The sequence below is a fragment of the Microbacterium sp. H1-D42 genome, from assembly GCF_022637555.1.
Classification (GTDB): domain Bacteria; phylum Actinomycetota; class Actinomycetes; order Actinomycetales; family Microbacteriaceae; genus Microbacterium.
The window spans coordinates 2,563,663-2,589,760 of the sequence record NZ_CP093342.1; the positions used below are offsets into that span (position 1 = coordinate 2,563,663).

Genomic DNA, 26,098 nt, shown 5'->3' on the forward strand with positions numbered 1-26,098 from the left:
CGATGATCACCGAATCGACCCTCGTCTTCATCGCACTCAACGGCGTCTTCGCGTTCTCGTTCTACGCGGTGCTGGTCGCCGGCCAGCTGAGTCTGGCCCAGGCCGGCTTCGCCGGACTTGCCGCGTTCGCGGCAGCGACACTCGCCCCGGCGCCGACCATGTGGGGTCCCATCCCCACGCTGCTCTTCGCGATCGTCATCGGAATGCTCGTCGGAGCGGTGGCCGCCGTCATCATCGGGCTGCCGACCATGCGGCTGCGCGGAGTGTTCCTCGCGATCGCGACCCTCGGCGCTGCCGAGGCGATCCGCATCTTCCTGCTGAATGCCGAGTGGACCGGCGGCGCACAGGGCATGCCGGTGCCGAAGATCATGACACCGCTGATCGCATGGATCATCCTGCTGATCGTCGCGTACTGGTTCTGGCGCCAGGCGCGCTCGCGCTACGGCCGCGCGCTCGACGCCATCCGCGAGGATGAGCTGGCCGCGCGCTCGATCGGCATCAACGTCAGCGGCCACCGGCTCAGCGCGTTCGTCGCCGCCGGCGTGCTCGCGGGGCTCTACGGCGTGATGTGGGCGTACTACCTGCGTCTGATCGCGCCAGAGGACTTCGCGTTCGACAAGGCCATCGAAGGACTCGTGAACGCCGTCGTCGGCGGCACGGCGAACTTCCTCGGCCCGATCCTCGGCAGCGGCTTCCAGACGCTGCTCCCAGAACTGCAGCGCATGATCGGCATCGAGGCCGGCTGGATCCGTCCGTTCATCTCGAGCCTGCTTCTGCTGCTGGTCATCCTGTATCTGCCCGGCGGCATCGCGAGCCTCATCCCCCGCCGCAAGCAGCGCATCGATGTCTCGACGCTCGACAGCGGCGAGCCGTTCGTCGGCCGCGCTCACCCCGCCAAGGGCGAGGTCATCGCCGAGCTGAAGGGCATCTCGAAGGAGTACGGCGGCGTGCACGCGGTGCGCAGCGTCGACCTCACTGTGCGCAGTGGCGACGTCGTCGGGCTGATCGGCCCGAACGGCGCAGGAAAGACCACGCTGGTCAACATGATCAGCGGCCTCATCCCGCCGTCGGCCGGCACCGCCACCGTGCTCGGAGTGCCGATCGGCCGCACCCCTGTGCACAAGATCGCCGCGGCCGGCGTCACCCGCACGTTCCAGCATTCGAAGCTGTTCAACCGCCTGACCGCGCTGGAGAACGTGCTGATCGGCGCGCACCTGGTAGCGAAGCCGACCTTCCTGCGACGCCTGCTCTGGCTGCCATCGGCGCGTCGCGATGAGCGTCTCGCCCTCGAGCACGCCGCACGGTGCCTGCGCCGGGTCGGACTGCTCGAGAAGGCCGATGTGCTGGCGAAGGGCCTCTCCTACGGCGACCAGCGTCGCCTCGAGATCGCCCGTGCCCTCGCCGCTGACCCGTCGCTGCTGATCCTCGACGAGCCGGCCGCCGGCATGAACCACGTCGAGGCGGAACAGCTGTCGACCCTGATCCGCTCGCTCACCGAAGACGGCCTGACGATCATCTTCATCGAGCACAACGTCGGCATGGTGCTCGACACGTGCGACCACATCATCGTGCTGAACTTCGGCGAAGTGCTCGCCGAAGGCACGCCCGCCGAGATCGCGGCCGATGAGCGCGTCATCGAGGCGTACCTCGGTGCTGCTGAAGACGAGAGTGCCGCCGAAGACGAGAGTGTCGCAGGCCGGTCGGATGCCGGTGCGCAGCCGTCCGCGAGCGCAGCGACCCCGGAGGAGAGCAATGGCTGAGCCGCAGCTGTCTGTCACTGACCTGACGGTCTCATACGGGCGCGTACACGCCGTGCGCGGCATCTCGTTCGACGTCACCGCCGGGTCCCTGGTCACGCTGGTCGGCGCGAACGGTGCCGGCAAGTCGTCGATCATCAACGCCATCGCCGGGCTCGTGAAGCCCTCGGGCGGCACGATCCTGTTCGAAGGCGACGACATCACCAAGACGAAGTCGCATCGACTGGTGCCGCGCGGACTGGTGCAGGTGCCGGAGGGGCGGCAGATCCTCGCGACGATGACGATCGCCGAGAACCTGCAGCTCGGTAGCCGCTACTACGGCGCAGGCGCGAGCTCGGCCATCGACGAGATGTATCAGCGCTTCCCCGTGCTCGGCGAGCGCCGCAAGCTGGCCGCCGGATCGCTGTCGGGCGGCGAGCAGCAGATGCTGGCCATCGCACGGGCGATGCTCGCGCGTCCCAAGCTGATCCTGATGGATGAGCCGTCGATGGGGCTGGCGCCCAAGATCGTCAACGAGGTGTTCGCGGTGATCGACCAGGTGCTGGCAGGCGGCACGACCGTGCTGCTGGTCGAGCAGAACGCGCGTCGCGCCCTGCAGGCCGCAGACGAGGGCCACATCCTGCAGAACGGCGAGATCGTGCGATCAGGGGCATCCGATGTGCTCCTCGCCGACGACGACATCATCCAGGCGTACCTCGGCACCGGCCGGGCGAAGGAATGACCCTCCCCGACCGGCGCATCGCGCGCCGCATCCCCACCTGGGGTGCGGTCGCGCCGCTGCTGGGCTTCCGGCGGCCGGTGTGGAATCGCGTCGATCGGCGGCTCGCCCAGGCACTGTCAGTGAAGGACCTCGCGCGCATCGCCCGGCGGACGACGCCGCGGTCGGTGTTCGACTACGTGCACGGCGCCGCCGAGGACGAGTTGAGCATCGCCAGAGCCAGGCGCGCGTTCGCGAGCGTCGAGTTCGAGCCGCGTGTGCTGCACGACGTGGCCGAGGTCGACACGTCGACGACGATCCTCGGGTCACCGGCATCCTTCCCGCTGATCATGGCGCCGACCGGCTTCACGCGCATGATGCAGCATGAGGGCGAGATCGCGGTGGCCCGCGCCGCCGCCCGCGCCGGTGTGCCGTACACGCTGTCGACCATGGGCACCACCTCGCCCGCCGAGCTGCAGCAGGCGGTGCCCGCAGGGACGAACTGGTTCCAGCTGTATCTGTGGAAGGATCGCGACGGCACACGCCAGCTGATCGACGAGGCGCGCCGCGCCGGCTACGACACCCTCGTGCTCACGGTCGACACCCCGGTCGCCGGCAACCGCCTGCGTGATGCGCGCAACGGCCTGACGATCCCGCCGACACTGAATCTGAAGACCATGTGGGACATGGCCTGGCACCCGTCGTGGTGGTTCAATGTGCTCACCACCGACCCGATCGAGTTCGCCAGCCTGCGCTCGTTCGACGGGACCGTCGCCGAGTTGGTCGCGAAGATGTTCGACCCGTCACTTCGGCTCGAAGACCTCGCGTGGCTGCGCGAGGAATGGTCGGGAAAGCTCGTCGTCAAGGGCATCCAATCCGTCGCCGACGCACAGCGGGTGGTGGATGCCGGGGCCGACGCCCTGGTGGTCTCGAACCACGGCGGCAGGCAGCTCGACCGCGCGCCCACTCCCCTGCGCCTGCTGCCGGACGTCGCTGCCGCAGTCGGCGATCGCGCCGAGATCTTCCTTGACACCGGCATCCTCTCCGGCGCCGACGTGCTCGCCGCCGTCGGGCTGGGTGCGGATGCCTGCATGGTCGGCCGCGCATACCTGTACGGCCTGATGGCCGGCGGCGAGCGCGGAGTGGACCGGATGCTGCAGATCATGCGCCATGAGGCCGTGCGCACCATGCAGCTGTCGGGCGTCTCGACCGTTGCCGAGCTGCGCGGCCGGGTGCGGCTGGGCTGAGGAAGCCCTGGATGCCCGGTACGCGCCCGCGTACGCTGTCGCCATGGCGACGCTCGATGATGTGCGACGGATCGCCCTCGAGTTCCCCAGGGTGACGGAGAAGGCGGAGGGACACTCCGGCAGCGCCGCGTGGCGCACCTCGGCGGGAATGCTGGCGTGGGAGCGCCCACCCCGCAGGCACGATCTGGAGCAGCTGGATGCCCTCGGCCGGGAGTGGCCGAAGGGCACGATCATCGGCATCCGGGTCGACGGCGAGCAGGCGAAGGCCGCGCTGATCGAGACCTGCCCCGACGTGTTCTTCACCATCCCGCACTTCGACGGCTTTCCCGCGGTGCTCGCCGTGGCGGATGCCATGGACGAGACGCTCCTGCGCGAGATGCTCACGGATGCCTGGCTGCTGCGCGTGCCCACCACCATCGGACGCGCCTGGCTCGCCGAGCACGGGCTCGCGGAATAGCGCTCAGTACCGCGCTGTGACCTTCTGCGCGGCGCCATCCAGCGTCATCTCGCCACCGTAGGGGACGATCCACTGCGGGCGGGTGTGGCCGAACGGCACGCCGACGCACACGACAGCATCCGCGTTGTACCGGGCGACGACATCGATCACGACGTCGCGCTGGGCGGCGCGCAGGTTCGCCCGCTCAGCCGTCGAGGGCAGCACGTCGAAGCTGCTCGTCGCCGGTCGCGCGAACACGATGCCCGCCACCGATTCCAGCAGCCCGCGCTCGCCATAGGCGCGCAGCTGCTCGGCGACGTCCTCAGCGGGGGTGAGTCGCTCACTGGTCTCCAGCATCAGGACGCTGCCCGCCAGTGCCTCTGCGGATGGCATCCGACCCGCGAGAGCGATCTGGTTCACGACCTCGAGGCAGCCACCCCACGTGGGGCCGGTGACGCGCGTGGCGGGGCCGGCCCACGTCCACGGTTCGGTGGGCTCGCGGTCGCCGAACTCGGTGAGTGCTTCGGCGCTGTCCCAGTGGCGTCCGAAGTCCTCGGACTCCCCCGGCTCGGTGAGCTCGACCTCGCCGCCGTCGATCAGGGCGGCGCGAAGTGACATCAGGTGCACGTCATCGACGCGCGGTCCAGGGCCGAGATGCACCTGCGTCGACCCGCCGTAGTACCCGGCGATGCCGTGCTGCCACAGCCAGTTCAGGATGTTCGTGTTGTCGCTGTGTCCGACGAACGGCTTGGGGTCGGCGAGCGCGAGGGCAGGATCGAGGTGGGGCGTGACGAGGATCTGATCGTCGCCGCCGATGGTGGCGATGATGCCGCGGATGCCGGGATCGGCGAACGCCGCATTGACGTCCTGCGCACGAGCCTCGGGGCTGGCGTCGAGCTGCCGTGTGGTCGGAAACTCGACAGGGATGAGTCCGGTCAGCTCGGTGAGCCGCTGCATCGCCTGCTCGTGGACGTCAGGGCCGACCGCCGGCGCCGCGAACGCGGGCGACAGGACTGCGATGCGGTCACCGGACTGGAGCTTCGGAGGAATCAGCATCCGTCCATCCTGGCATCCGCGCTCGAAGGGTCACCCGCGTCAACGATCATTGACACGTCATGCGCGTCAACTTAGGATGACAAACATGAATCGCAACACGTCCATCGCGACCGATCCAGCCGGTGAACCGCTCGCCGAACTGCACCGGCTCACGGGCATCCGACGCGAGATAGCGCGCGCGGAGGAGGCGCAGGTGCGCCGCGCGCGCCTTGCCGGCTACTCGTGGCAGGCGATCGCGAGCGCGCTGGGCGTAACCAGACAGGCCGCTCATAAGAAGTTCGGCAGACAATAGAAGCGTCCCGCATCATCCCTCAAGAACGAGGTCCCCATGTCTCGCACGGCGCCAGCACGCCGACGCGGACGCCGTGCGCAGCAGGACGGCCCGCGCGCCACGTTCCGCCAGCTTCTCCCCTTCCTCTTCGAGCACAAGAAGACGCTCGTCGTCGTCACCGTGCTCAGCATCATCGGCGCGGCAGCCTCCTTGGTGCAGCCGCTGCTGGTCGGGCAGGTCATCGGCCGGGTGCAGCAGAATGAGGCACTCGGGATGCTGGTGTGGCTGCTCGTCGGCTTCGTCATCATCGCCTCGGTGATCTCGGGCTACCAGCACTACCTGCTGCAGCGCACCGGCACAGCCGTGGTCTACTCCAGCCGCCGCAAGCTGATCGCGCGCATCCTGCACCTGCCGATCAGCGAGTTCGACGCGCGCCGCACCGGCGACCTCGTCTCGCGGGTCGGCACTGACACGACGCTGCTCTACGCGGTCCTCACGCAGGGCCTCGCAGATGCCGTCGGCAGCGCGATCCTGTTCCTCGGCGCCCTGATCGCGATGCTCATCATCGACCCGCTGCTGCTCGTGCTGATCGTCGTCGTGATCGGCATCTCGGTGGTCGTCGTCGTCGCCCTCAGCGGTCGCATCCGCACCGCGTCGGCCGCGCAGCAGCAGAAGGTCGGCGAACTGGCATCCGGAATCGAGCGGGGCATCTCCTCGATCCGCACCGTGCGCGCGTCTGGTGCGACCGAGCGCGAGACGGCCGCCGTCGAGCGCGTGGCCGGCGAGGCCTACGGACTGGGCGTGCGGATCGCGAAGATTTCGTCGATGGTCGTGCCGGTCGCGGGCATCGCCCTGCAGCTCTCGCTGCTGGTCGTGCTCGGCGTCGGCGGGTTCCGCGTCGCCTCCGGCGCGCTCACCATCGCCTCGCTCGTGACGTTCATCATGTTCCTGTTCATGCTCGTGATGCCGTTGGGGCAGGCGTTCGGCGCGATCACCTCGGTGAACCAGGCGCTCGGCGCGCTGGGTCGCATCCAGGAGGTGCTCGACTTGCCGACCGAGACCCAGAACGACGAATCGGATGCTGCCGTCACCGCAGCCTCCGTGGTCGGCGCCCCGGCGATCGAGTTCCGCGACGTGCGTTTCCGGTACCCGGACAACGTCATCGCCGCACGCGAGGCGGCGGCGAAGGAGGCGCAGTCACTGCTCGTGGATGCGCACCTCGAGCGCGCGTCGGATGCTGTCGCCGCCGAGGTGGATCGCGACGTGCTCAAGGGCGTCTCATTCTCGGTGCCGCGCGGATCGCGCGTGGCTCTGGTGGGCCCGAGCGGCGCCGGCAAGAGCACGATCCTCTCGCTCATCGAGCGCTTCTACGACCCGACCGGCGGCTCGATCCGCCTGGCAGGGCACGACGTGCGGACCTACCCGCGCGAGCAGCTGCGCGCCCAGTTCGGATACGTCGAGCAGGATGCTCCGACGCTGGCCGGCACGCTGGCCGAGAACCTGCGCCTCGCCGCACCCGATGCCACGGACGAGGACTGCGAGCGCGTGCTGCGCTCAGTCAACCTCGGCGACGTGCTCGAACGCAGCCCGCTGGCGCTGGAAGCGCCGGTCGGCGAGGACGGCGTGATGCTCTCAGGCGGCGAGCGTCAGCGGCTCGCGATCGCACGCGCGCTGCTGACCGAGGCGCCGATCCTGCTGCTGGACGAGTCGACGTCGTCGCTGGACGGCGTGAACGAGCAGCGGATGCGTGAGGCGATCGATGCCGCCGCCGAGGACCGCACGCTGGTGGTGATCGCGCATCGCCTGTCGACCGTGATCGACAGCGACCTGATCGTGGTGCTGCAGAACGGGCTCGTGGTCGGCCAGGGAACGCACGAGGAACTGGTGGAGTCGACGCCGCTGTACCGCGACCTCGCCCGCCACCAGCTGCTCACGGCCTGAGAGAGTCCTCGCTCACCACGGTTGCCACTGCACGAACAGCACGACAAGGGCCGCCACGCCTGCGGCGCCGACGGCCGCGGTGACGATCGCGGGCAACCGCCCGCTGACGATGAGCGACTCATCGCTCACGAGCCCGGTGTGCGCCCGGCGGTAGCGGATGGTGCACACCACCCACGCGACGACGGAGAGCACGAGGCCGAGGACGCCCAGCAGCGTCGCCCACACCCCTAGTGCGTCGGAGAGGTATTTGATCGCGGCGCCGTTGCCGACCGCGAGCGCCAGGCAGGTGCGTCGCCAGGCGAGCAGCGTGCGCTCGGCCTGCAGCCCCACATCGAAGGGGCGGTCGACGAAATCGTCCGGTGCAGTCGTCACAGGAAGAGCCCCGCACCGAGCAGCAGGATCGCGACGATCACCCCGGCGGCGATGACGACGCCGGTGGTCGGTCCAGGCAGCGCCCTGTGCAGGCGCATCGCCCGCTCGCTGCGCGCCCACGACAGCCACGCGTGCACCGTCGCGATGACGCCGAGCACCACGAAGAGCACCGCGGCGAGGAAACGGGGCACCGGATGGATGTCCAGCTGCAGCGCCTCGATCGCGATGCCCACCGCCACCAGAGCCAGCGCCGTGCGAATCCATGCGAGGAAGGTGCGCTCATTGGCGAGCGAGAAGCGGGGATCCGGCTCCTCTCCCACGCCGTAGACGCGGCGCGGGAATCGTCGATCGCTCATGACCCCAGCCTAGGACGCGATGCCCGTTGATGTGAGAACGCGACGGAGGGATGCCGGGGACCACTCAGCCGTGGGTTGTCCTCGGCATCCCGCCGTCGCGGGTCTGTGCGCCGTCCGCGTCAGCGGGCAGCGGTGAGGCGGTAGCGCAGCGCCTCGAGTTCGCTGCGCAGAGCCGGAGGCAGGGTCTCTCCGAAGATCTTGTAGAACTCCTCGGTCGAGTCCGCCTCGGCCAACCACGCCTCGACGTCGACGTCGAACAGCTCGTCGAGGTCGGCATCCGAGATCTCGAGGCCCTCGAGGTTGAGGTCCTCACGACGCGGCAGGCGACCGATCGGGCTGTCGACGGCGTCGACCTCACCCGAGATACGACGGATGATCCAGTCGATCACGCGCGAGTTGTCACCGAAGCCCGGCCACAGGAAGCGGCCGTCCTCACCGCGGCGGAACCAGTTCACCTGGAAGATGCGCGGAGCGCGGTCGAAGCGCAGCATCCGCCCGACCTTCAGCCAGTGCCCGAAGTAGTCGCCCATGTTGTAGCCGCAGAACGGCAGCATCGCGAACGGGTCGCGGCGCAGCTCGCCGACCTTGCCCTCGGCCGCGGCCGTGCGCTCGGACGAGATGGTCGAGCCGAGGAAGACGCCGTGCGTCCAGTCGGTCGCCTCGACGACGAGCGGCACGTTCGTCGCGCGGCGACCACCGAACAGGATGATGTCGAGCGGAACGCCCTCCGGCGCCTCCCAGTCGTCCGAGATCTGCGGGCACTGCGCGGCCGAGACCGTGAAGCGGGAGTTCGGGTGCGCGGCGGGACGGCCGGAGTCCGGAGTCCACGCGTTGCCCTGCCAGTCGGTGAGGTTGCTCGGCGGGGTGTCGGTCAGACCCTCCCACCAGACATCGCCGTCGGGGCGCAGCGCCACGTTCGTGAAGATCGTGTTGCCCCACAGGGTCTCCACGGCCGTCACGTTGGTGGACTCGCCGGTGCCGGGTGCGACGCCGAAGAAGCCGGCCTCGGGGTTCATGGCGTACATGCGGCCATCAGCACCGGGGCGGAGCCAGACGATGTCGTCACCGAGCGTCTCGACCTTCCAGCCGGGGATCGTCGGGCGCAGCATGGCCAGGTTGGTCTTGCCGCACGCCGACGGGAAGGCGGCGGCGACGTGGTGCGCCTCGCCCTTCGGGTCGGTGACGCGGATGAGCAGCATGTGCTCGGCGAGCCAGCCCTCGTCGCGGGCGATCACCGAGGCGATGCGCAGCGCGAAGCACTTCTTGGCGAGGATGGCGTTTCCGCCGTAGCCCGAGCCGTACGAGTAGACCTCGAGCGTCTCGGGGAAGTGCACGATGTACTTGTCGTCGTTGCAGGGCCACTCGACGTCGGCCTGACCTGGTTCGAGCGGGGCGCCGACCGAGTGCACGGTCTTGACCCAGGGCGCGCCCTCGGCGATCCGTCTGGTGACCGCGTCGCCGACGCGGGTCATGATGCCGATGGATGCCACCGCGTAGGCGCTGTCGGTGACCTGCACGCCGATGTGCGAGAGCTTGCCGCCGACAGGGCCCATCGAGAAGGGGACGACATACATGGTGCGACCGCGCATCGACCCCTCGAAGACGCCATCGAGGGTCTTGCGGATCTCTGCGGGCTCGGCCCAGTTGTTCGTGGGACCGGCGTCCTGTTCACGCTCCGAGGCGATGAAGGTGCGCCCCTCGGTGCGGGCGACATCGCTGGGGTGCGAGCGCGCGAGGTACGAGCCCGGGCGCCACTCGGGGTTGAGCTTGATGAGCTTGCCCTCGTCGACGAGGCCGCGCAGCAGTGCGTCGTTCTCGGCGCGCGAGCCATCGATCCAGTGGATGCGGTCGGGCTGGGTGAGTGCGGCGATGCCATCGACCCATTCGCGAAGCTCGGCCATGGCCGGCGTGTCATACGCCGGCACCGCACCGAAGCTGCGCAGGGGTGCGACGGCGGGGATGCGGGGTGCGTACGTCTCAGCGAGTGCCATGTCTGCTCCTTTGAAGAGGGATGCTGTATGACCATCTTCTGCGAGGTTTTGACCCACTTTCGGGCCGTTTGGGTTGAAAGAACCATTGATCTTTCGGTTATGCTCAAGGAATGGCGACCAGTGGACTCGAACTCAGCACTCTCGGACATCGCATCCGACACCACCGCACAGCGAAGGGCTTCACGCTCGACGAGCTCGGCGCACGGGTGGGCATCGCCGGCTCGCAGCTGAGTCTGATCGAGAACGGCAAGCGCGAGCCGAAGCTCTCGCTGCTGCAGGCGATCGCCGAGGCGTGCGCCACCGATGTCGCCGATCTGATCTCGGGCGAGCCGCCGAACCGTCGCGCGGCGCTGGAGATCGAACTCGACCGTGCGCAGGCGAGCCCGGTGTTCCGCCAGCTCGGCATCTCGCCGATCCGGGTGTCGAAGGGCATGAACGACGAGACGATCGAGGCGGTGCTCGGACTGCACCGCGAGCTGCACCGTCGCGAGAGCGAGGCCATCGCGACGCCGGAAGAGGCACGGCGCGCCAACACCGAGATGCGTCTGACGATGCGGGCGAAGGACAACTACCTGCACGAGATCGAGGCACTCGCCGAGAAGCAGCTGAAGTCCGCCGGACACGTCTCTGGGGCGCTGACGCACCGCACGGTCAGCATCATGGCGGAGAAGCTCGGCTTCGAGCTGATCTACGTCGACGATCTGCCGCACTCGACCCGCTCGATCACCGATCTGGAGAACGGCCGGATCTATCTGCCTCCGGCATCCATCCCCGGCGGTCACGGACTGCGCTCGATGGCGCTGCAGGCGATGGCGCACCGCCTGCTCGGCCACAAGCCCCCGACCGACTACGCGCACTTCCTGCAGCAGCGCCTCGAGATCAACTACTTCGCGGCGTGCTGTCTGGTTCCGGAGACCGCGGGCGTCGCCTTCCTGCAGCAGGCGAAGAAGGATCGCAACCTGGCGGTCGAGGACTTCCGCGACGCATTCGGCGTGACGCATGAGGCCGCTGCCATGCGGATGACCAACCTGATGACCCACCATCTCGACATGCGCATGCACTTCCTGCGCGTGGACGAGAACGGTGCCATCACGCGGGTGTACGAGAACGACGACTTGCCTCTGCCGATGGATGTCACCGGCGCCGTCGAGGGACAGCCCGCCTGCCGCAAGTTCTCGGCGCGCGCAGCGTTCGAGCAGCGCAACCGCACCACCGAGCACTACCAGTACACCGACACCCCGTCCGGCACGTTCTGGTGCGCGACCCAGACGGGTTCGGCCAGCGACGGCGGGTTCTCGATCACCGTCGGCGTGCCCTTCGACGACGCGCGCTGGTGGCGCGGTCGCGAGACGCAGCACCGTGCGCAGTCCACCTGCCCCGATGAGGCGTGCTGCCGTCGTGCGTCGGCTGTGATCAGCCAGCGCTGGGAGGGCCGGGCCTGGCCGAGCGCCCGGGTGCACACGCACATGTTCTCGCCGCTCCCCCGCGGCGCCTTCCCCGGCGTCGACGACAGCGAGGTCTACTCGTTCCTCGACCGGCACGCCGGCGAGTAGACGCCCAGCGGCGGCAGTGCGGCGGCGCGTCAGCATCCAACGACCGAGGCCGACCGTCAGCGCAGACGCACCGTCAGCGTCTGCGAGGACGTGCCGAGCGGTCCGGCCTCGTCGCTGAGCACGGTCTCAGTGAGTCCCACGCCGTCCGGCCCGAACGAGACGTTGGTGTCGAATCCGATCCACTCGCCCACGGGCTCACGGAACACGCTCGCGGTGAGGTCGACGTTGGGATAGAGCACTTCGGTCGGCGAGACGCGGATGGCGATGCCGTTCGCGAAGTCGGCCGTGCCGAGCAGTCTGGAGCGCGCCGAGATCGGCTCGTCGACCAGGAGCGGTACGCGCGGCCGGATCCAGGCCTGCGCGCGGCCCGGCCCGAAGCTGCGGTGCCGGAAGTCGATCGATCGGATGGCGCCGCCGAGCCATCCCGCATCCGCGTGCCACTCGGCCAGCGCCTCGGCGGGCGGCATCGTCGCCATCTCGGTGCCGACGACCCCTGTCGTGTCCGAGGTCTGCAGCATCCACGCGCGCAGCGTGAGCGCAGCGCGCCCGCCCTGGCTCAGCGTCGCTTCGACGAGTTCGATCGTGCGACCGGCGCGGATCACTCGCGTCTCGACCTCGAACGGCGCCATCGGGATGACGCCGAGGATGTCGTAGTTCGCACGTGCCAGCACCAGCGGCGCATCCGGCCTGCGCGTCTCATGGTCGGTCTCGACGATGTGCGCCAACAGCCCCAGCACCGGGGCGACATGCTGCTCCGCGGGGTTCCAGGCTCCCCCGACGTGCTCGGTGGGCTCGAAGGTGGTTGCGGACAGGCGGTGGAAGTAACTCGTCACAGGCTCATTGTGTCAAGCGGCGCCGACGTGGTGAAACGCGAGCACCGCGAGAGCGAGCGACTGATCGGCAAGCACGTCGTCGTCGAACAGCGCACGCGGCGAGTGGTTCGGCTCGACGTCCTGGACTGCGACGTGCGGCGGACGCGCCCCGAGCAGCAGATACGCACCGGGGACGCGTTCGAGAACGTACGAGAAGTCCTCGGCAGCCATGCGCGGGGTGTCCAGGGGCAGCACGCGCTGCTCGCCGAACACCGGGACCAGCGCCCGCTGCGCGTCGAGGACCGCCTGCGCATCGTTGACGGTCGCCGGGTACCCTGGCACGATCTCGACGGTGGCTGTGCATCCGTGTGCTGCGGCGATCCGATCGACCAGCAGCGGCAGCTCGCGCGTGGCCTGTGCGAGTGACGCCGCAGACAGCGTGCGCAGCGTCGCGCCGAAGCCCGCCTCATCGGGGATCACATTCAGCACCTCCCCCGCGTACAGCTTGGTCACCGAGAGCACAACGGGGTCGAAGATGTCGACGCGGCGCGTGACCCACGACTGCGCAGCCAGGACGAGCTCGGCGACGACCGGCACCGGGTCGACCGCCTGATGCGGACGCGAACCGTGCCCGCCGGCGCCGCGGACGCTGACTTTCACCGCGGATGTGCCGGCGAGGATCGTACCGGGACGCGTGCGGAACACCCCTAGATCGTCATTTCCGACATGCAGCGCGTACGCCGCATCGATCGGCTTACCCGCAGCGTCGAGAACGCCCTCGTAGATCATTCCCGCGGCGCCGGCACCACGCTCCTCGCCCGGTTGGAACATGAAGATCACGGTGCCGGCGATCTCGGAGCGCACCTCGGAGAGCAGTCGTGCGGCGCCGATGAGGCCCGCCACGTGCAGGTCATGGCCGCAGGCGTGCATGGCGCCGTTCTCGGACGCGTAGTCCAGACCTGTCTGCTCGGTGAGCGGCAGCCCGTCCATATCGGCGCGCAGCAGAACCACAGGGCCGTCGGTCCCGCCGCGCAGCACCGCCGTGACCGAGCTGAGCTCGGAGCCGACCGTCACCTCGAGATCGAGAGGGGCGAGCGCGTCGAGCACTTCGGCCTGAGTCCGCGGCAGGTCCAGGGCGAGCTCCGGATTCGCATGCAGTCGCCGACGCAACGCGATCAGGTCCGGGCTGATCTCACGTGCACGGCTGCGGAGGCGTTCGACGATCGCGGTCATGCAGTCATCCTCTCGCGAGCGCACGGGCCCCGGTGACACCTCGGCGGCCGGCTCAGTTCTCGACGAAGTGGGCGAAGCGCGCGAGGGCGGATGCCAGGGGCTCGGTCGACTCGCGTGCGTCGAACAGCTCCGGGGCAGCTCCGCGCGTGGCTGCGGCATGGGCCCACGTTCCGATCACCTGCCCTGATTCGATGATCGTCGGCCGCACCATGCCGTTCTTGCCCGGTCCGACGGCATCCAGGTTCTGCAGGGCGCAGACCGCCGATCGGTCCGCGTACGAGATGTAGTACTCGTCGAACGCGGGCAGCGCGAAGACCGTCGAGTCATCCAGCGTGCGGCGCGACGCCCGCCGTGCCGCGTATGTCCCGGCATCCACTTCTCGCACCCGCCCCTGGGCTCGCTCCGCCGCTTCGCGCGCCGCTGTGAGGGTCAGCCCCGACCACCAGGCGAAGTCCCGCACGCCCGCCGGACCGTGCCCGTCGATGTAGCGGACGAACAGCTCGGCGAGCGGGTCGTCCGGCGCGGCGGACTCCCGAACCCACTCCTCGACCGCGACGAAGCGCTGCTCGCGCGCTCTGCCGTCGCCGCCGGTGATCGGCCCCTGACAGATCTCGCCGCCGACGGTCAGCGCGAAGAGCAGATGGATGCCCCGCTGGCCCGACGGGTCGATGCCGACGCTCTCGAATCGGGCGAACGCCTCGGCCCGCGTGCATCCGCCGTCGGCGAGCGCCGGCCGCAGCGCACGCCGAGCAGCATCCATCGTCTCGGCGTCGATGCCGAGGTCGCGGTGGCGACCCGCCGCCTGCTGCCGCTGGCGATCTGCCGTCACCGACAGCACCCAGCGCAGGTCCCTGGCCGGGACGATGTGCAGCGTGCCGCGCATCGTCCACGCCCGCACCAGCCGACCGCGCGCGAACAGACGATCCACTGCACTCAGCGTCACTTCGCCGCGCGTGCGCGCACCCAGCGCCCACCGGCCGGCGAGGAAGTCCTGAGCCTGCACTGCCAGGAGGTGATCCGCAGCATCCGCCATGGTCTGGACGGGCGCCGTGAGCCGGTGAGACCGAAGCCGGTCGGATCGGAGACGATGACTGCGCAGGTCGCTCATCGTCCCATCATGCCGACCGCGACCGACATCCTGCGTGTCGGATCACTGATGCATCGCGCACGCCACGGCGTGTCAGCGTCGCGACACGCCATGGCGCCAGCGTCCGATCAGTAATCCGACACGGGGCCGATCCGCTCTCAGCCGTGCAGAGTCACCTCGCGACGAGGCGGCAGCACCACCGGGTGCGCACCGGCCATCACCTCGAGCACGCGCACGACCTGGCACGAGTATCCGTACTCGTTGTCGTACCAGACGTACAGCACCACGTCGCGGTCGTTCGCAATGGTCGCGAGCCCGTCGACGATGCCGGCGCGGTGCGATCCGACGAAGTCCGTCGAGACCGATTCGGGGCTCTCGATGTAGTCGATCTGCTGACGCAGCTTGGAGTGCAGCGACGCACGACGCAGATAGTCGTTGAGCTCATCGCGGGTGGCAGGGTTCTCGAGCGTGAGATGCAGCACCGCGAGCGACACATCCGGCGTGGGAACGCGGATCGCCGATCCGGTGAGCTTGCCGGCCAGCTCTGGCAGCGCGCGGGCGACGGCCTTGGCCGCGCCGGTCTCGGTGATGACCATGTTCAGCACCGCCGAGCGGCCGCGACGGTCGCCCTTGTGGAAGTTGTCGATCAGGTTCTGATCGTTCGTGAACGAGTGCACGGTCTCGACGTGTCCTCGAACGATGCCGTACGCCTCTTCCATGGCCTTCAGCACCGGCGTGATGGCATTGGTGGTGCAGGATGCGGCCGAGACGATGCGGTCATCGGGCGTGATGGTCGAGTCGTTGATGCCGTGCACGATGTTCTTCAGCTCGCCCTTGCCGGGGGCCGTGAGCAGCACGCGTGCCGCGCCCTTGGCCTGCAGGTGGCGGCTGAGCCCCTCTTCGTCGCGCCAGCGTCCGGTGTTGTCGACGATGATCGCGTCGCTGATGCCGTAGGCGGTGTAGTCGACCGTGGCCGGGTCATCCGAGTAGATCACCTGGATCCGGGTGCCGTTCGCGATGATCTGCGAGCGTTCCTCGTCGACGTCGACAGAGCCCTCGAACCGTCCGTGCACCGAGTCGCGCAGCAGCAGTGACGCGCGCTTGACGAGATCGTTGTCAGCGCCACGCCGCACGACGATGGCCCGAAGGCGCAGCCCGCTGCCACCACCGGTGTGAGCGATGATGATGCGCGCCAGCAGTCGGCCGATGCGGCCGAAGCCGTAGAGCACGACATCGACGGGCTCGGCGAGCTCGGCGCCCAGCGCCGGGGCGAGCGCGTCGCGCAGGTAGTCCTCGAGTCCGCGGCCGCTGGCGGCGTGCTCTTCGACGAGGCGGGCGACGTCGAGCGACGAGGCGCCCGGCTTGATCTCGCACAGCGCCTCGAGCACCGAGAGCGTGTCTTCCAGCGCGAGTCGGCTGTGACCGAGCGCGGCGACGCGCTCATGGACCTCGAGGATGCCGGCGGTGGAGAGTCCGAGCAGCCGGTGGCCGTGCAGCGACGTGACGACGTCGCGCGTGCGGTTCAGCTTGCCGATGAGCGGGATCATCCGCTCGGCCAGTTCTTCTTCTGCCTGCCATTCGTCGCGATGCGTCGCGATGTCGTACATGTGGGTCCTTGTGCGGGTGCGGGCGCGCCGACGGGGTTTCGGTGCGGGCGGGATTCGGGCGGATGTGCCCGATTACAGCGTAGGACGGCGCACCTGAGCAGACCTTCGGATGTGGCCGTGAAGATCGGCCGTTGCGCAGATCAGGTTAAGTTTTGCGATTCGGATGCCCGATTGCCGCGTTCGGATGCTGATTCTTGCGATTCCGGAGACGAGATTCGCGATTCGGAGACCGCACCGGCGGTGCGCAGGAACAGGATGATCCAGGTGAAGATGAGGATGCCGGCGATCAGCTCGACCGCGGTGAGGTTGTAGTAGCCGGTGGCGAAGAAGACGCCCAGCAGCACGATCACGGCGACGAAGACGTAGCCGACGGCGAAGAACACCCGCGGCAGCGTCGGCAGCATCCACGGCAGCGCGCATACGACGACGGCGTAGATGACCGCCATGCCGGTGGCGAAGGTGTTGTGCAGCAGGAAGAACCGGTCGACAGGGAAGACGCCGACGCAGGCCAGCAGGACGCCGACCAGCACCAGTCCCGCGCGCACCTGGGTGCGACGTCGACGCTGCAGCGGCGTGTCCACCGGGAGTCCGGCCGTCGCATAGCGGGCGATCGTGGTGATCATGACGCCCGAGACGATGAGGGTGAGGTTGAACGCGGGCGCGGCCTGATTGCTCGTCATGCCCAGCGCCGAGAGGTTGTTGCGCCACCAGCCGGGGTCACTGGATTCGAGCATGCTGGAGAACGCGCCGATCACGAGGAAGATCGCCAGCGCCAGCGAAAGCGACATCGGTGTGAGAGAGGCCGAACCGAGGAACGCCACGTAAGCCGTGAGGGCGAACGCCACTCCGACGAGCACAGCGCCAGGGAACGCGTACACCGGTGCGCCGATGAAGCTCAGCTCGAGCAGCTGCGCGATGCCGAGCCAGCCCAGCAGCGCGACCGAGGCGTAGGCGACGGCGATGGCGACAAGGTCGTACCACCGCAGGTGCACACCTCCCCCGCGTTGCACGCCTCGCCCACGGTGGTCGGAGCGCGCGGGGCGCACGGCCACCCGCCCGAGCACGAAGGCGATCGCCGCCACGATCGCTCCGCCTCCCGCTGCGTACACGCCGATGGAGCCGGATCCGCTGATCGAGAGCTCGGTCCCCCAGAACAAGAGGAGCGATACGAGGAAGCCGATGACCAGGACCGCCGCCCCGACGAGCACGGCGATCGTCTCGAGCGCCTCCGTCGTGCGGGCGGGCCGGCGCAGGGCATCCGACACGCTCTCGAACGTGCGACGCAGCCGACTCGACATCTCCCCCGGCCGATCGCGGCCGCCTCCCGCGATCACTCTAGGGGGTGGAGTACGTCGGAACCGGGATCTAGAGTCGGCTCATGGCTGACGCGCTCCTTCCTCACCGCACCGAACGCCTGCAGCTGCGCTTTCACGAAGAGCGCGACGCCGCCGACCTGCTGCGGGTGTACAGCCGAGAAGACGTCGCGCTGTACCTGCTCGAAGAGCCGTGGACGGCTGAGCAGACCGCCGAGCGTCTCGCGAAGCGCATCACGCGACGCACGCTGTTCGACGAGCCGCACTCGCTGTCGCTGGTCATCCAGGACGAGCGCGGCCGATACGTCGGCGATCTCGCGCTGTGGCTGACCGACGTTGAGCACCGGCAGGCTGAGATCGGCTGGGTGCGCGACCCTGAGCACCCAGGCCGGGGCTATGTCACCGAGGCGGCGTCGGCACTGATCAGGATGGCGTTCACGCAGCTCGACGTGCACCGCATCGCGGCGCAGATGGATGCCCGAAATGATGCCAGCGCGGCGCTCGCACGCAGACTCGGATTCCGGTTCGAGGGCCACATGATCGAGGACCTCTACTGCAAGGGCGAGTACACGGACACATTCGTGTTCGGCATGCTCGCGAGGGATCTGCCTGCGACATAGGCTCGAGGCATGGCCGATCTGCACGACCTCACCGCAACTGAGCAACTGGTGGCGCTGCGCAACGGCGAGACGACGCCGGTCGATCTCGTCAGCCACTATCTCGATCGCGTCACCCGTCTGAACAGCCGTCTTGGGGCGTTCGTGGAAGTCACCGCGTCTGGAGCCCGCGGCCGCGCCTCGCATCTGCAGCGCACCGCGCCCGACCGGCCGCTGTGGGGTCTGCCGTTCGCCGACAAGGACCTCGTGGCCCGCGCCGGCGTGCCGACGCGCTTCGGATCGCGCCTGCACCTCGGCTTCGTTCCGGATGCCACCGCCGACGCCGCCGCCGTGCTCGACGAGGCCGGCGGCGTCAGTCTCGGCAAGACCAACACCCCCGAATTCGGACTCACCGGCTACACCGAGTCGCTGGTCGCGCCGCCCGCACGCGATCCCTGGAACCCCGACAACGGCGCAGGCGGATCCAGCGGCGGCGCAGCGGCAGCCGTGGCGGCGGGTCTGCTGCCACTGGCGCCGGCCTCTGATGGCGGCGGATCGATCCGCATCCCGGCCGCGACGGTCGGCATCGTGGGCATCAAGCCGTCTCGCGGGCGGGTGCCGTACGCGTCGGGCATGGACAGCCCCGCAGGCCTGCCTGTCGCCGGCCCCATCGCACGCACGGTGGCGGATGCCGCCCTGCTGCTGGACGTGCAGACCTCAGGGCGTCGGTACGCATACGCGACGCAGGCGCCTGGCGCCGGCCCGTTCGTCGAGGCGCTGCATCGGCCGATGGCCTTCGCCCGCATCGGCGTGACCACCGTGTCGCCCTGGGACGACGCCGAGGACATCCGTCTGTACCCTGCGGCGGCGCGTGCGGTCGAGGTGGCGGCGGCGATGCTGTCGGATGCCGGGCACGGCGTCGATCCGCTGGATTGGCGTCCGCGCGGGTATGCCGAGATGTTCACGACGATCTGGCGCATGAGCGCCGCACGGATGAAGCTGTCGGACGCAGAGCTCGCGCTGGTCGAGCCCATCACGGCGTGGCTGGTGCGTGAGGGCCGCGCCCTGAGCGGCACGCAGGTGCTGGACGCGCTCGCCGCGGCATCCGCCTTCGAGCGGGACACGATCTCGGCCTTCGCACCGTTCGACGTCGTGCTCACCCCTGCCCTGGCGATGCCCCCGCTGCCGGTCGGCTCCTTCGACCGCACCGACGCCGCCCGCAACTTCTCGCAGCAGGTGCGGTACGCGCCGTACAGCAGCTTCGTGAATGTAGCGGGCCTTCCGGCGCTCGTGCTGCCGGTGACGACCGACGTGTCGGGGCATCCGGTGTGCGTGCAGCTGATCGGCAGGCCAGGCGGCGAGGCGGGCCTCATCGCGCTCGCCGCGGCGCTCGAGAAGCAGGCGGGTGCGATGCCGAAGCCCGCGATCTGGCGCCACTGAGCCCGCCGCCACTGAGCCCGCGCCGCTCGGCAGCTCCGTCACCGATGGGCGGCCCCGCACGGGGCGCGGCTAGCCTGGTGCCATGACCACCACCCTTCGCGCCCGCGCCGTTCTGCTCGACATGGACGGCACCCTCGTCGACTCGACGGCGGTGGTCGAGCGGCTCTGGCTGCAGTGGGCGGAGCCGCACGGGCTGGACCCGGCGTTCGTGCTCGACGTCGTGCATGGCAGGCAGGGGCATCAGAGCATGGCGATCATGCTGCCCGAGCGCGACCACGCGATCAACCTGATCGAGAATCAGCAGATGCTCGACCGCGAGACCGGTGATGTCGAGGGCGTCGTCGCCATCGGCGGGGCGCAGCAGCTGCTGGATGCACTGGCCCGGCATCCGCACGCCATCGTGACGTCGGCGGACGTCGCGCTGATGACAGCGCGGATGGATGCCGCCGGTCTGCCGATCCCCGAGCTGCGCGTCACGGCCGAGAGCGTCTCGGCATCGAAACCGCACCCGGAGGGCTTCCTGAAGGCCGCGGCGATGCTCGGCATCGACCCGGCAGACTGCGTGGTCTTCGAGGATTCGGGCGCCGGCATCCAGGCCGGACGCGCCGCAGGCATGACCGTGATCGGCGTCGGACGTCACGCTGCAGCGCACAACCCGACCCTCGCGGTGCCCGACCTGACGCACGTCACGATCACCGAGGCGGAGGACGGTTTCGAGCTGACGGTAGAGGCGCCCTGACCGGATTCACTCCCGTGTGAAGTCCTCGAAGATCAGGGTGGTGCGGGTCGAGCGGATCGACGGGATCGCCTGGATGTCCTCCAGCACGATGCGGCGAAGGTCACGGGCGTCGCTGGCGCGCACGAGCAGGATGACGTCGAAATCGCCGCCGACGAGAGCCATGTGCTCGACCTCGGGGATCGCCCGCAAGCGCGCCTGCACGTCCTGCCAGGTCGCCTGCTCGATGGCGAGCATGACGTAGGCCGAGGCGTGGTGGCCGAGCTGCACCGGATCGGTGCGCACGGTGTATCCGGTGATCACCCCGAGGTCGGCGAGCCGCTTGATCCGGGCGTGCGCGCCGGCGCGCGAGATGTGCACCGCCTCGGCGATGGCGGTCATCGACGCCCGCGCGTCGCGGCGCAGCTCGGCGAGGATCGCGTGATCCGTGGCATCCATCTCGCTCATGGGACTCCTTCATTCCGTCACCGAATCCTGACACTTTGCCACTTGCCTGCGCAATAGGTGACCATTCGTTCGGTAAACAGCCAGAGCGGTTGGACGATTGCGCCGCGCGAGGGATGCTGGGGATACCCGTTCGGCGAAGGAGGCGAACATGCAAGACCACCTGCTCCCCCGCGATGTCCCGGTCTGCCTCATCGAGAAGGACGGCACGGCCCGAGGCGATGCGCAGTATCGGATGCCCGATGCCGACCATCTGCTGGATGCGTACCGTGCGCTCGTCGAGGGCCGCCGCATCAACGACCAGGCCAGCGCGCTCGTGCGCCAGGGCCGGCTCGCGGTGTACCCGTCCTCGCACGGGCAGGAGGCGTGCCAGGTCGCAGCCTCGCTCGTGCTGGGCGAGCGCGATTGGCTGTTCCCCACCTACCGCGACTCGGTCGCCGTGATGGGGCGCGGCGTCAGCCCTGCCGATGCCATGGTGCTGCTCGCCGGCGATTGGCACTCCGGCTACGACCCCGCCGAGCATCGCGTCGCCCCGCAGTCCACTCCCCTGGCCACTCAGCTGCTGCACGCGGTCGGCTTTGCGCAGGCCGCGAAGCACCGCGGCGAAGACACCGTCGTGCTCGCACTGTGCGGCGACGGTGCGACCAGCGAGGGCGATTTCCACGAGGCGATGAACTTCGCCGCCGTCTTCCACGTGCCGGTGGTGTTCTTTGTGCAGAACAACGAGTTCGCGATCTCGGTGCCACTCTCGCGGCAGACTGCATCGCCGTCGCTCGCGCACAAGGCGATCGGCTACGGCATGCCGGGGCAGCGTGTCGACGGCAATGACGTCGCCGCGGTGTTGGCGGTGTTGGGTGAAGCCGTGGACCGTGCCCGCGCCGGCGGCGGACCGTCGCTGGTCGAAGCGCACACCTATCGGATGCAGGCGCACACCAACGCCGATGACGACACCCGCTACCGCGAACGCGACGAGGTGCGGGCGTGGATCGATCGCGATCCGCTCACCCGCATGCGCGCGTACCTGACCGCGTCCGGTGCTCTCGACGCGCACGCCGAGGAGCAGATCGCGGCCGGTGCCGAGACGATCGCCGCCGAGCTGCGCGCCGCGCTGAACGCCGACGCTGAGCTCGACCCCGAAGACCTGTTCCGCTTCGTCACCGCGAAGCGCTCCCCGCAGCTCGAGGAGCAATGGGAGCTGCTGCGCGGCGAGATCGCCCGTGCGGCAGCATCCGATATGTCCACGGCAGGAGGATCACGATGACCATCGCCCACGACGACTTTCGGCTTGACGCCGCAGCGCCGACCATGCAGACGATGACCATGGCCGCAGCGCTCAATCTCGCTCTGGCCGACGCGATCCGCGAGGACTCGAACGTCGTCGTGTTCGGCGAGGACGTCGGCGCACTCGGAGGCGTGTTCCGGATCACCGACGGACTCACCGAGCGGTTCGGCGAAGAGCGCTGTTTCGACACGCCCCTGGCCGAATCGGGCATCGTCGGCACCGCGGTCGGCATGGCCATGAACGGCATGCGACCCGTGATCGAGATGCAGTTCGACGCGTTCGCGCTGCCCGCCTTCGAGCAGATCGTCAGTCACGTCGCCAAGATCGGCAACCGCACCAGAGGGTCGATGCGGATGCCACTGGTGATCCGCATCCCGTTCGGCGGCGGCATCGGCGGCGTCGAGCACCACTGCGACTCGTCCGAGGCGTACTACGCGCACACCCCTGGGCTCACGGTCGTGTCGCCTTCCACTCCGCAGGATGCGTACTCGATGCTGCGTGCGGCGATCGCCTCGCCCGACCCGGTGATCTTCCTCGAGCCGAAGAAGCTGTACTGGTCGAAGGGTGAGGTCGACACCTCGCTGACACACGACCTCGGCACGGCCCGCATCGCCCGCGAGGGAACGGATGTCACGGTGCTCGCCTACGCCGCCATGGTGCCTGTGGCCCTGGAGGCCGCCGAGATCGCGGCCTCCGAGGGACGCAGCGTGCAGGTGATCGACGTGCGCTCGCTGTCGCCGTTCGACGACAAGCTGGTGACGGCCGCTGTCCGCGCGACCGGACGCGCAGTGGTCGTCGCCGAGGCGCCAGGGTACGTCAGCGTCGCGAGCGAGATCCAGGCGCGGGTGTTCGAGCGCTGCTTCGAGTACCTCGAGGCGCCGGTGCGGCGCGTGACCGGATTCGACACCCCTTTCGCCCCGCCGAAGCTCGAGCACTTCTACCTGCCGGATGCGGACCGCATCCTGGATGCCATCGACTCGCTGCACTTCACTGAAAGTGATGAGGAATCGTGAGCACCGCGACGACGCAGGTGTTCCGGCTACCCGATCTCGGCGAGGGGCTCACCGAGGCCGGCCTCGTGCAGTGGCTGGTGCAGGTGGGCGATGAAGTCCACATCGACCAGGCGATCGCCGAGGTCGAGACCGCGAAGAGCGTCGTCGAGCTGCCCTCGCCGTACGCCGGTGTCGTGACGGCACTGCACGGCGAACCAGGCGAGATGCTCGAGGTAGGTGCGCCGGTGCTCGAGGTGGACTCCTCGTCTGTGCCTGGATCTGCACCCGCGGCTGAACCAGCCGAGAAGCCCGAGCTCGTTGAGAAGCCCGAGCTCGTTGAAAAGCCCGAGCTCGCCGAGAAGGAGGCGTACCGGGCTGAGGAGCGCGCCGGCGCCTCTGGCAACGTGCTGATCGGCTACGGCACGAAGGAGCGCGTCGGCGCCGGCCGTCGGCGGGCCCGAACGGCGTCCCTGCCGCCGAAACAGGGCGCGCAATCGCCGAGTGCACCGGATGCTGTCGAGCGCACGACTCCGGCACGTGAACAGCCCGTGCATTCGTCGACTGCCCGTGCTGTCGACGAATCGACGCCGCGCAGGACGGTCGCCGTGCGGTCGCCCTTGGTGCGGCGGCTCGCGCGCGAGCTCGGCATCGATGTGCAGACGATCACCGGGTCGGGTTCGGACGGGGCGATCACCCGCGGAGACGTGGTGCGCGCGGCTGTGGACAGCGCCGTGAACGGGGTGGCCGCGTCGACAGCGTTCGCGGTACCTGCGGCCGTGTCCGGCTCCCCAGCATCCGCCTCCCCGGCACCGACCGCCGGCTCGACCGTGGATGCCCTCACGGTCACCTCCCGCGAGAAGCTCAGCCCGCTGCGCAAGGCGGTCAGCGCGAAGCTGACCCGCAGCCGCTCCGAGATCCCCGATGCGACGGTCTGGGTCGATGTCGATGCCACCCGGCTCTGGCAGCTGCGCGCGGAGATGGCGTCCGACGGCGAGCGCGCACCGTCGCTGACCGCATTGGTCGCGCGGTTCACGCTGCTCGCGCTGGCCGAGTACCCGCTGCTGGCGTCACGACTCAGCGATGACGCGGGCGAGATCATCTCATTCGACGGCGTGAACCTGGGCGTGGCTGCAGATACCGCGCGCGGTCTGATGGTGCCGGTCATCCCCCGCGCTCACGAGCTGTCTGTCGACGAGCTCGACGCGCAGCTGCGGGAGCTGGCCGAGTCCGCGCGCTCGGGCGGCATGCCGCCCGAGCGCCTGCGCGGATCGACCTTCACTCTGAACAACTACGGCAGTCTCGGTGTCGACGGGTCGTCGGCGATCATCAACCACCCCGATGTCGCGATCCTTGGTATCGGCCGCATGATCGAGCGTCCGTGGGTGGTCGACGGAAGCATCGTGCCGCGCCGCATCGCGCAGCTGTCGCTGGTGTTCGACCACCGCGTGTGCGACGGCGGATACGCCGCAGGGTTCCTGCGGAGGGTGGCACAGTTGATCGAGCATCCGCTGCGCGCCTACGGTCAGATCTGAGCGATACGAACCGACCCGGCCATGCAACAGAGTTGCGGGCGCATCCCGCGTCTGGATAGATTACTGACCGATTGGTTAGGAAATGCCGTCGCGCGTCGCACGCCCGGCTCACCGACCCAGTTCAGGTTCCACGCAACGGAGATGGAAACATGACGGACGCTTTTCTCGTCGGCGGTGCCCGCACCGCGGTGGGCCGCTACGGCGGTGCCCTCTCAGGTGTGCGTGCCGATGATCTCGCGGCGCTGGTCGTGCGGGCGGCGGTGGACCGCGCCGGCATCCCTGAGGACGCCATTGATGACGTGATCCTGGGCTCCGCCAACCAGGCCGGTGAGGACAACCGCAATGTCGCGCGGATGGCCGCGCTGCTGGCTGGACTGCCCGATGAGATTCCCGGCATCACCGTGAACCGGCTGTGCGCGTCGGGAATGTCGGCGATCGCGATGGCCGCGCAGGCGATCCGCGCGGGTGACGCCGATCTGATGGTCGCCGGTGGCGTCGAGTCGATGACCCGCGCGCCCTGGGTGCAGGCCAAACCCGACCGCGCGTGGGGGAAGCCCGGCGCGGCGTTCGACACGGCGATCGGGTGGCGATTCACCAACCCGAGATTCCTCGAGCGCGACAAGGCGACGTACTCGATGCCTGAGACGGCCGAAGAGGTCGCGCGTCGGGACGGCATCACGCGAGAGGATGCTGACGCCTTCGCCCTGGCGAGTCAGCAGAAGGCTGTCGCGGCGGTGGATGCTGGGCGCTTCGCCGACGAGATCGTCGCCGTGCCCACGCGGGCAGGTGACTTCGCCGTCGATGAGGGGCCACGGCGCGACACGAGTCTGCAGGCGCTCGCTGCGCTGCGCCCAGTCGTACCGGGCGGGACCGTGGTCACCGCCGGCAACGCCAGCACCCTCAACGATGGCGCCTCGGCCGTGGTCGTCGCCAGCGGCGAGGCCGTGCGCCGGTACGGTCTGACGCCGCGCGCCCGGATCGTGACGTCCACGACCGCAGCGCTGGCCCCCGAGATCATGGGCCTTGGCCCGGTGCCGGCCACCGAGAAGGCGCTGAAGCGCAGCGGTCTCGATCTGTCGGCGATCGGCGCCGTGGAGCTCAACGAGGCGTTCGCGACGCAGTCGCTGGCATCCATCCGCCGCCTCGGCCTCGACCCCGACATCGTCAACCGCGACGGCGGGGCGATCGCCCTCGGCCACCCGCTCGGCTCCAGCGGCAGCCGCATCGTGATCACCCTGATGGGCCGCATGGAGCGCGAGAACGCCGGTCTCGGCCTGGCATCCATGTGCGTGGGCGTCGGCCAGGGCACGGCCATGATCCTGGAGCGGGTGGCATGAGCGCCGCCCC

General features: G+C 69.2%; 24 protein-coding genes. 14 read left to right on the forward strand and 10 right to left on the reverse strand.

What is annotated here, in order from left to right; genetic code table 11:
* The first annotated feature begins 2 nt into the window (after positions 1–2).
* Genes MNR00_RS12280 through MNR00_RS12295 form a run of 4 tightly spaced genes read left to right on the forward strand, consistent with a single transcriptional unit; the run spans position 3 to position 4,158 of the window.
* Positions 3–1,760, forward strand: coding sequence for a branched-chain amino acid ABC transporter ATP-binding protein/permease (locus MNR00_RS12280; RefSeq protein WP_241926204.1), 1,758 nt, complete (start codon positions 3–5; stop codon positions 1,758–1,760).
* Positions 1,753–2,478 carry an ABC transporter ATP-binding protein gene (locus tag MNR00_RS12285; RefSeq protein ID WP_241926205.1) on the forward strand — a complete coding sequence of 242 codons (726 nt, stop codon included), beginning with the start codon at positions 1,753–1,755 and terminating at the stop codon, positions 2,476–2,478. Before MNR00_RS12280 ends, MNR00_RS12285 begins: the two co-directional genes overlap by 8 nt.
* On the forward strand, positions 2,475–3,701 hold the full coding sequence (locus tag MNR00_RS12290; RefSeq protein WP_241926206.1) for an alpha-hydroxy acid oxidase: 1,227 nt from the start codon (positions 2,475–2,477) through the stop codon (positions 3,699–3,701). Before MNR00_RS12285 ends, MNR00_RS12290 begins: the two co-directional genes overlap by 4 nt.
* A gap of 43 nt (positions 3,702–3,744) precedes the next feature.
* Positions 3,745–4,158 (forward strand): hypothetical protein, encoded by a 414-nt coding sequence (locus MNR00_RS12295; protein WP_241926207.1) that lies wholly within the window; start codon positions 3,745–3,747, stop codon positions 4,156–4,158.
* Between the two features lie 3 nt (positions 4,159–4,161).
* Here MNR00_RS12295 and MNR00_RS12300 read toward each other — a convergent pair whose 3' ends face one another.
* Positions 4,162–5,193 (reverse strand): S66 peptidase family protein, encoded by a 1,032-nt coding sequence (locus MNR00_RS12300; protein WP_241926208.1) that lies wholly within the window; start codon positions 5,191–5,193, stop codon positions 4,162–4,164.
* An 85-nt stretch (positions 5,194–5,278) separates the two neighbouring features.
* On the opposite strand from MNR00_RS12300, the gene MNR00_RS12305 reads away from it, so the two are divergent.
* Positions 5,279–5,485, forward strand: coding sequence for an AsnC family protein (locus tag MNR00_RS12305; RefSeq protein WP_241926209.1), 207 nt, complete (start codon positions 5,279–5,281; stop codon positions 5,483–5,485).
* Positions 5,486–5,521: 36 nt separating this feature from the next.
* The gene (locus tag MNR00_RS12310) at positions 5,522–7,405 is read left to right on the forward strand and encodes an ABC transporter ATP-binding protein (RefSeq protein WP_241926210.1); all 1,884 of its coding nucleotides are present in this window, start codon (positions 5,522–5,524) and stop codon (positions 7,403–7,405) included.
* A gap of 12 nt (positions 7,406–7,417) precedes the next feature.
* Here the strand turns inward: MNR00_RS12310 and MNR00_RS12315 are convergent, their stop codons facing one another.
* From MNR00_RS12315 to MNR00_RS12325, 3 genes are all read right to left on the reverse strand, one after another.
* Positions 7,418–7,777 carry a DUF202 domain-containing protein gene (locus MNR00_RS12315; RefSeq protein ID WP_241926211.1) on the reverse strand — a complete coding sequence of 120 codons (360 nt, stop codon included), beginning with the start codon at positions 7,775–7,777 and terminating at the stop codon, positions 7,418–7,420.
* Positions 7,774–8,133: a DUF202 domain-containing protein gene (locus MNR00_RS12320; RefSeq protein WP_241926212.1), complete on the reverse strand. Its 360-nt coding sequence runs from the start codon at positions 8,131–8,133 to the stop codon at positions 7,774–7,776. The genes MNR00_RS12315 and MNR00_RS12320 overlap by 4 nt, the downstream gene beginning before the upstream one ends.
* A 119-nt stretch (positions 8,134–8,252) precedes the next feature.
* Positions 8,253–10,034 carry a phosphoenolpyruvate carboxykinase (GTP) gene (locus MNR00_RS12325; protein WP_241928843.1) on the reverse strand — a complete coding sequence of 594 codons (1,782 nt, stop codon included), beginning with the start codon at positions 10,032–10,034 and terminating at the stop codon, positions 8,253–8,255.
* Positions 10,035–10,234: 200 nt separating this feature from the next.
* On the opposite strand from MNR00_RS12325, the gene MNR00_RS12330 reads away from it, so the two are divergent.
* Positions 10,235–11,677, forward strand: coding sequence for an XRE family transcriptional regulator (locus tag MNR00_RS12330; RefSeq protein WP_241926213.1), 1,443 nt, complete (start codon positions 10,235–10,237; stop codon positions 11,675–11,677).
* Between the two features lie 56 nt (positions 11,678–11,733).
* Here MNR00_RS12330 and MNR00_RS12335 read toward each other — a convergent pair whose 3' ends face one another.
* The 5 genes from MNR00_RS12335 to MNR00_RS12355 form a co-directional block, all read right to left on the reverse strand.
* Positions 11,734–12,510, reverse strand: coding sequence for a thioesterase family protein (locus tag MNR00_RS12335; protein ID WP_241926214.1), 777 nt, complete (start codon positions 12,508–12,510; stop codon positions 11,734–11,736).
* A 12-nt stretch (positions 12,511–12,522) separates the two neighbouring features.
* A complete protein-coding gene (locus MNR00_RS12340; protein ID WP_241926215.1) occupies positions 12,523–13,722 on the reverse strand; it encodes a M20 family metallopeptidase in 1,200 nt (399 codons plus the stop codon).
* 52 nt (positions 13,723–13,774) lie between these two features.
* The gene (locus tag MNR00_RS12345) at positions 13,775–14,830 is read right to left on the reverse strand and encodes a winged helix DNA-binding domain-containing protein (RefSeq protein ID WP_241926216.1); all 1,056 of its coding nucleotides are present in this window, start codon (positions 14,828–14,830) and stop codon (positions 13,775–13,777) included.
* 137 nt (positions 14,831–14,967) lie between these two features.
* Positions 14,968–16,416 carry a glyceraldehyde-3-phosphate dehydrogenase gene (locus MNR00_RS12350; RefSeq protein ID WP_241926217.1) on the reverse strand — a complete coding sequence of 483 codons (1,449 nt, stop codon included), beginning with the start codon at positions 16,414–16,416 and terminating at the stop codon, positions 14,968–14,970.
* Positions 16,417–16,556: 140 nt separating this feature from the next.
* On the reverse strand, positions 16,557–17,714 hold the full coding sequence (locus tag MNR00_RS12355) for a DUF998 domain-containing protein (RefSeq protein ID WP_241926218.1): 1,158 nt from the start codon (positions 17,712–17,714) through the stop codon (positions 16,557–16,559).
* 80 nt (positions 17,715–17,794) lie between these two features.
* Between MNR00_RS12355 and MNR00_RS12360 the strand changes: the two genes are divergently transcribed.
* The 3 genes from MNR00_RS12360 to MNR00_RS12370 all read left to right on the forward strand — a co-directional run bounded on the left by MNR00_RS12360 (position 17,795) and on the right by MNR00_RS12370 (position 20,504).
* Entirely contained in the window at positions 17,795–18,349 is a 555-nt protein-coding gene (locus MNR00_RS12360) for a GNAT family N-acetyltransferase (RefSeq protein ID WP_241926219.1), read from the forward strand.
* Positions 18,350–18,358: 9 nt separating this feature from the next.
* A complete protein-coding gene (locus MNR00_RS12365) occupies positions 18,359–19,765 on the forward strand; it encodes an amidase (protein ID WP_241926220.1) in 1,407 nt (468 codons plus the stop codon).
* 82 nt (positions 19,766–19,847) lie between these two features.
* Positions 19,848–20,504, forward strand: coding sequence for an HAD-IA family hydrolase (locus MNR00_RS12370; protein ID WP_241926221.1), 657 nt, complete (start codon positions 19,848–19,850; stop codon positions 20,502–20,504).
* Between the two features lie 6 nt (positions 20,505–20,510).
* Here MNR00_RS12370 and MNR00_RS12375 read toward each other — a convergent pair whose 3' ends face one another.
* A complete protein-coding gene (locus MNR00_RS12375) occupies positions 20,511–20,948 on the reverse strand; it encodes an Lrp/AsnC family transcriptional regulator (RefSeq protein WP_241926222.1) in 438 nt (145 codons plus the stop codon).
* 148 nt (positions 20,949–21,096) lie between these two features.
* Between MNR00_RS12375 and pdhA the strand changes: the two genes are divergently transcribed.
* The 4 genes from pdhA to MNR00_RS12395 all read left to right on the forward strand — a co-directional run bounded on the left by pdhA (position 21,097) and on the right by MNR00_RS12395 (position 26,088).
* Entirely contained in the window at positions 21,097–22,206 is a 1,110-nt protein-coding gene (pdhA, locus tag MNR00_RS12380; RefSeq protein WP_241926223.1) for a pyruvate dehydrogenase (acetyl-transferring) E1 component subunit alpha, read from the forward strand.
* A complete protein-coding gene (locus MNR00_RS12385; protein ID WP_241926224.1) occupies positions 22,203–23,240 on the forward strand; it encodes an alpha-ketoacid dehydrogenase subunit beta in 1,038 nt (345 codons plus the stop codon). The genes pdhA and MNR00_RS12385 overlap by 4 nt, the downstream gene beginning before the upstream one ends.
* On the forward strand, positions 23,237–24,751 hold the full coding sequence (locus tag MNR00_RS12390) for a dihydrolipoamide acetyltransferase family protein (RefSeq protein WP_241926225.1): 1,515 nt from the start codon (positions 23,237–23,239) through the stop codon (positions 24,749–24,751). Before MNR00_RS12385 ends, MNR00_RS12390 begins: the two co-directional genes overlap by 4 nt.
* A 149-nt stretch (positions 24,752–24,900) precedes the next feature.
* Positions 24,901–26,088 (forward strand): acetyl-CoA C-acyltransferase, encoded by a 1,188-nt coding sequence (locus MNR00_RS12395; RefSeq protein WP_241926226.1) that lies wholly within the window; start codon positions 24,901–24,903, stop codon positions 26,086–26,088.
* Positions 26,089–26,098 lie beyond the last annotated feature (10 nt).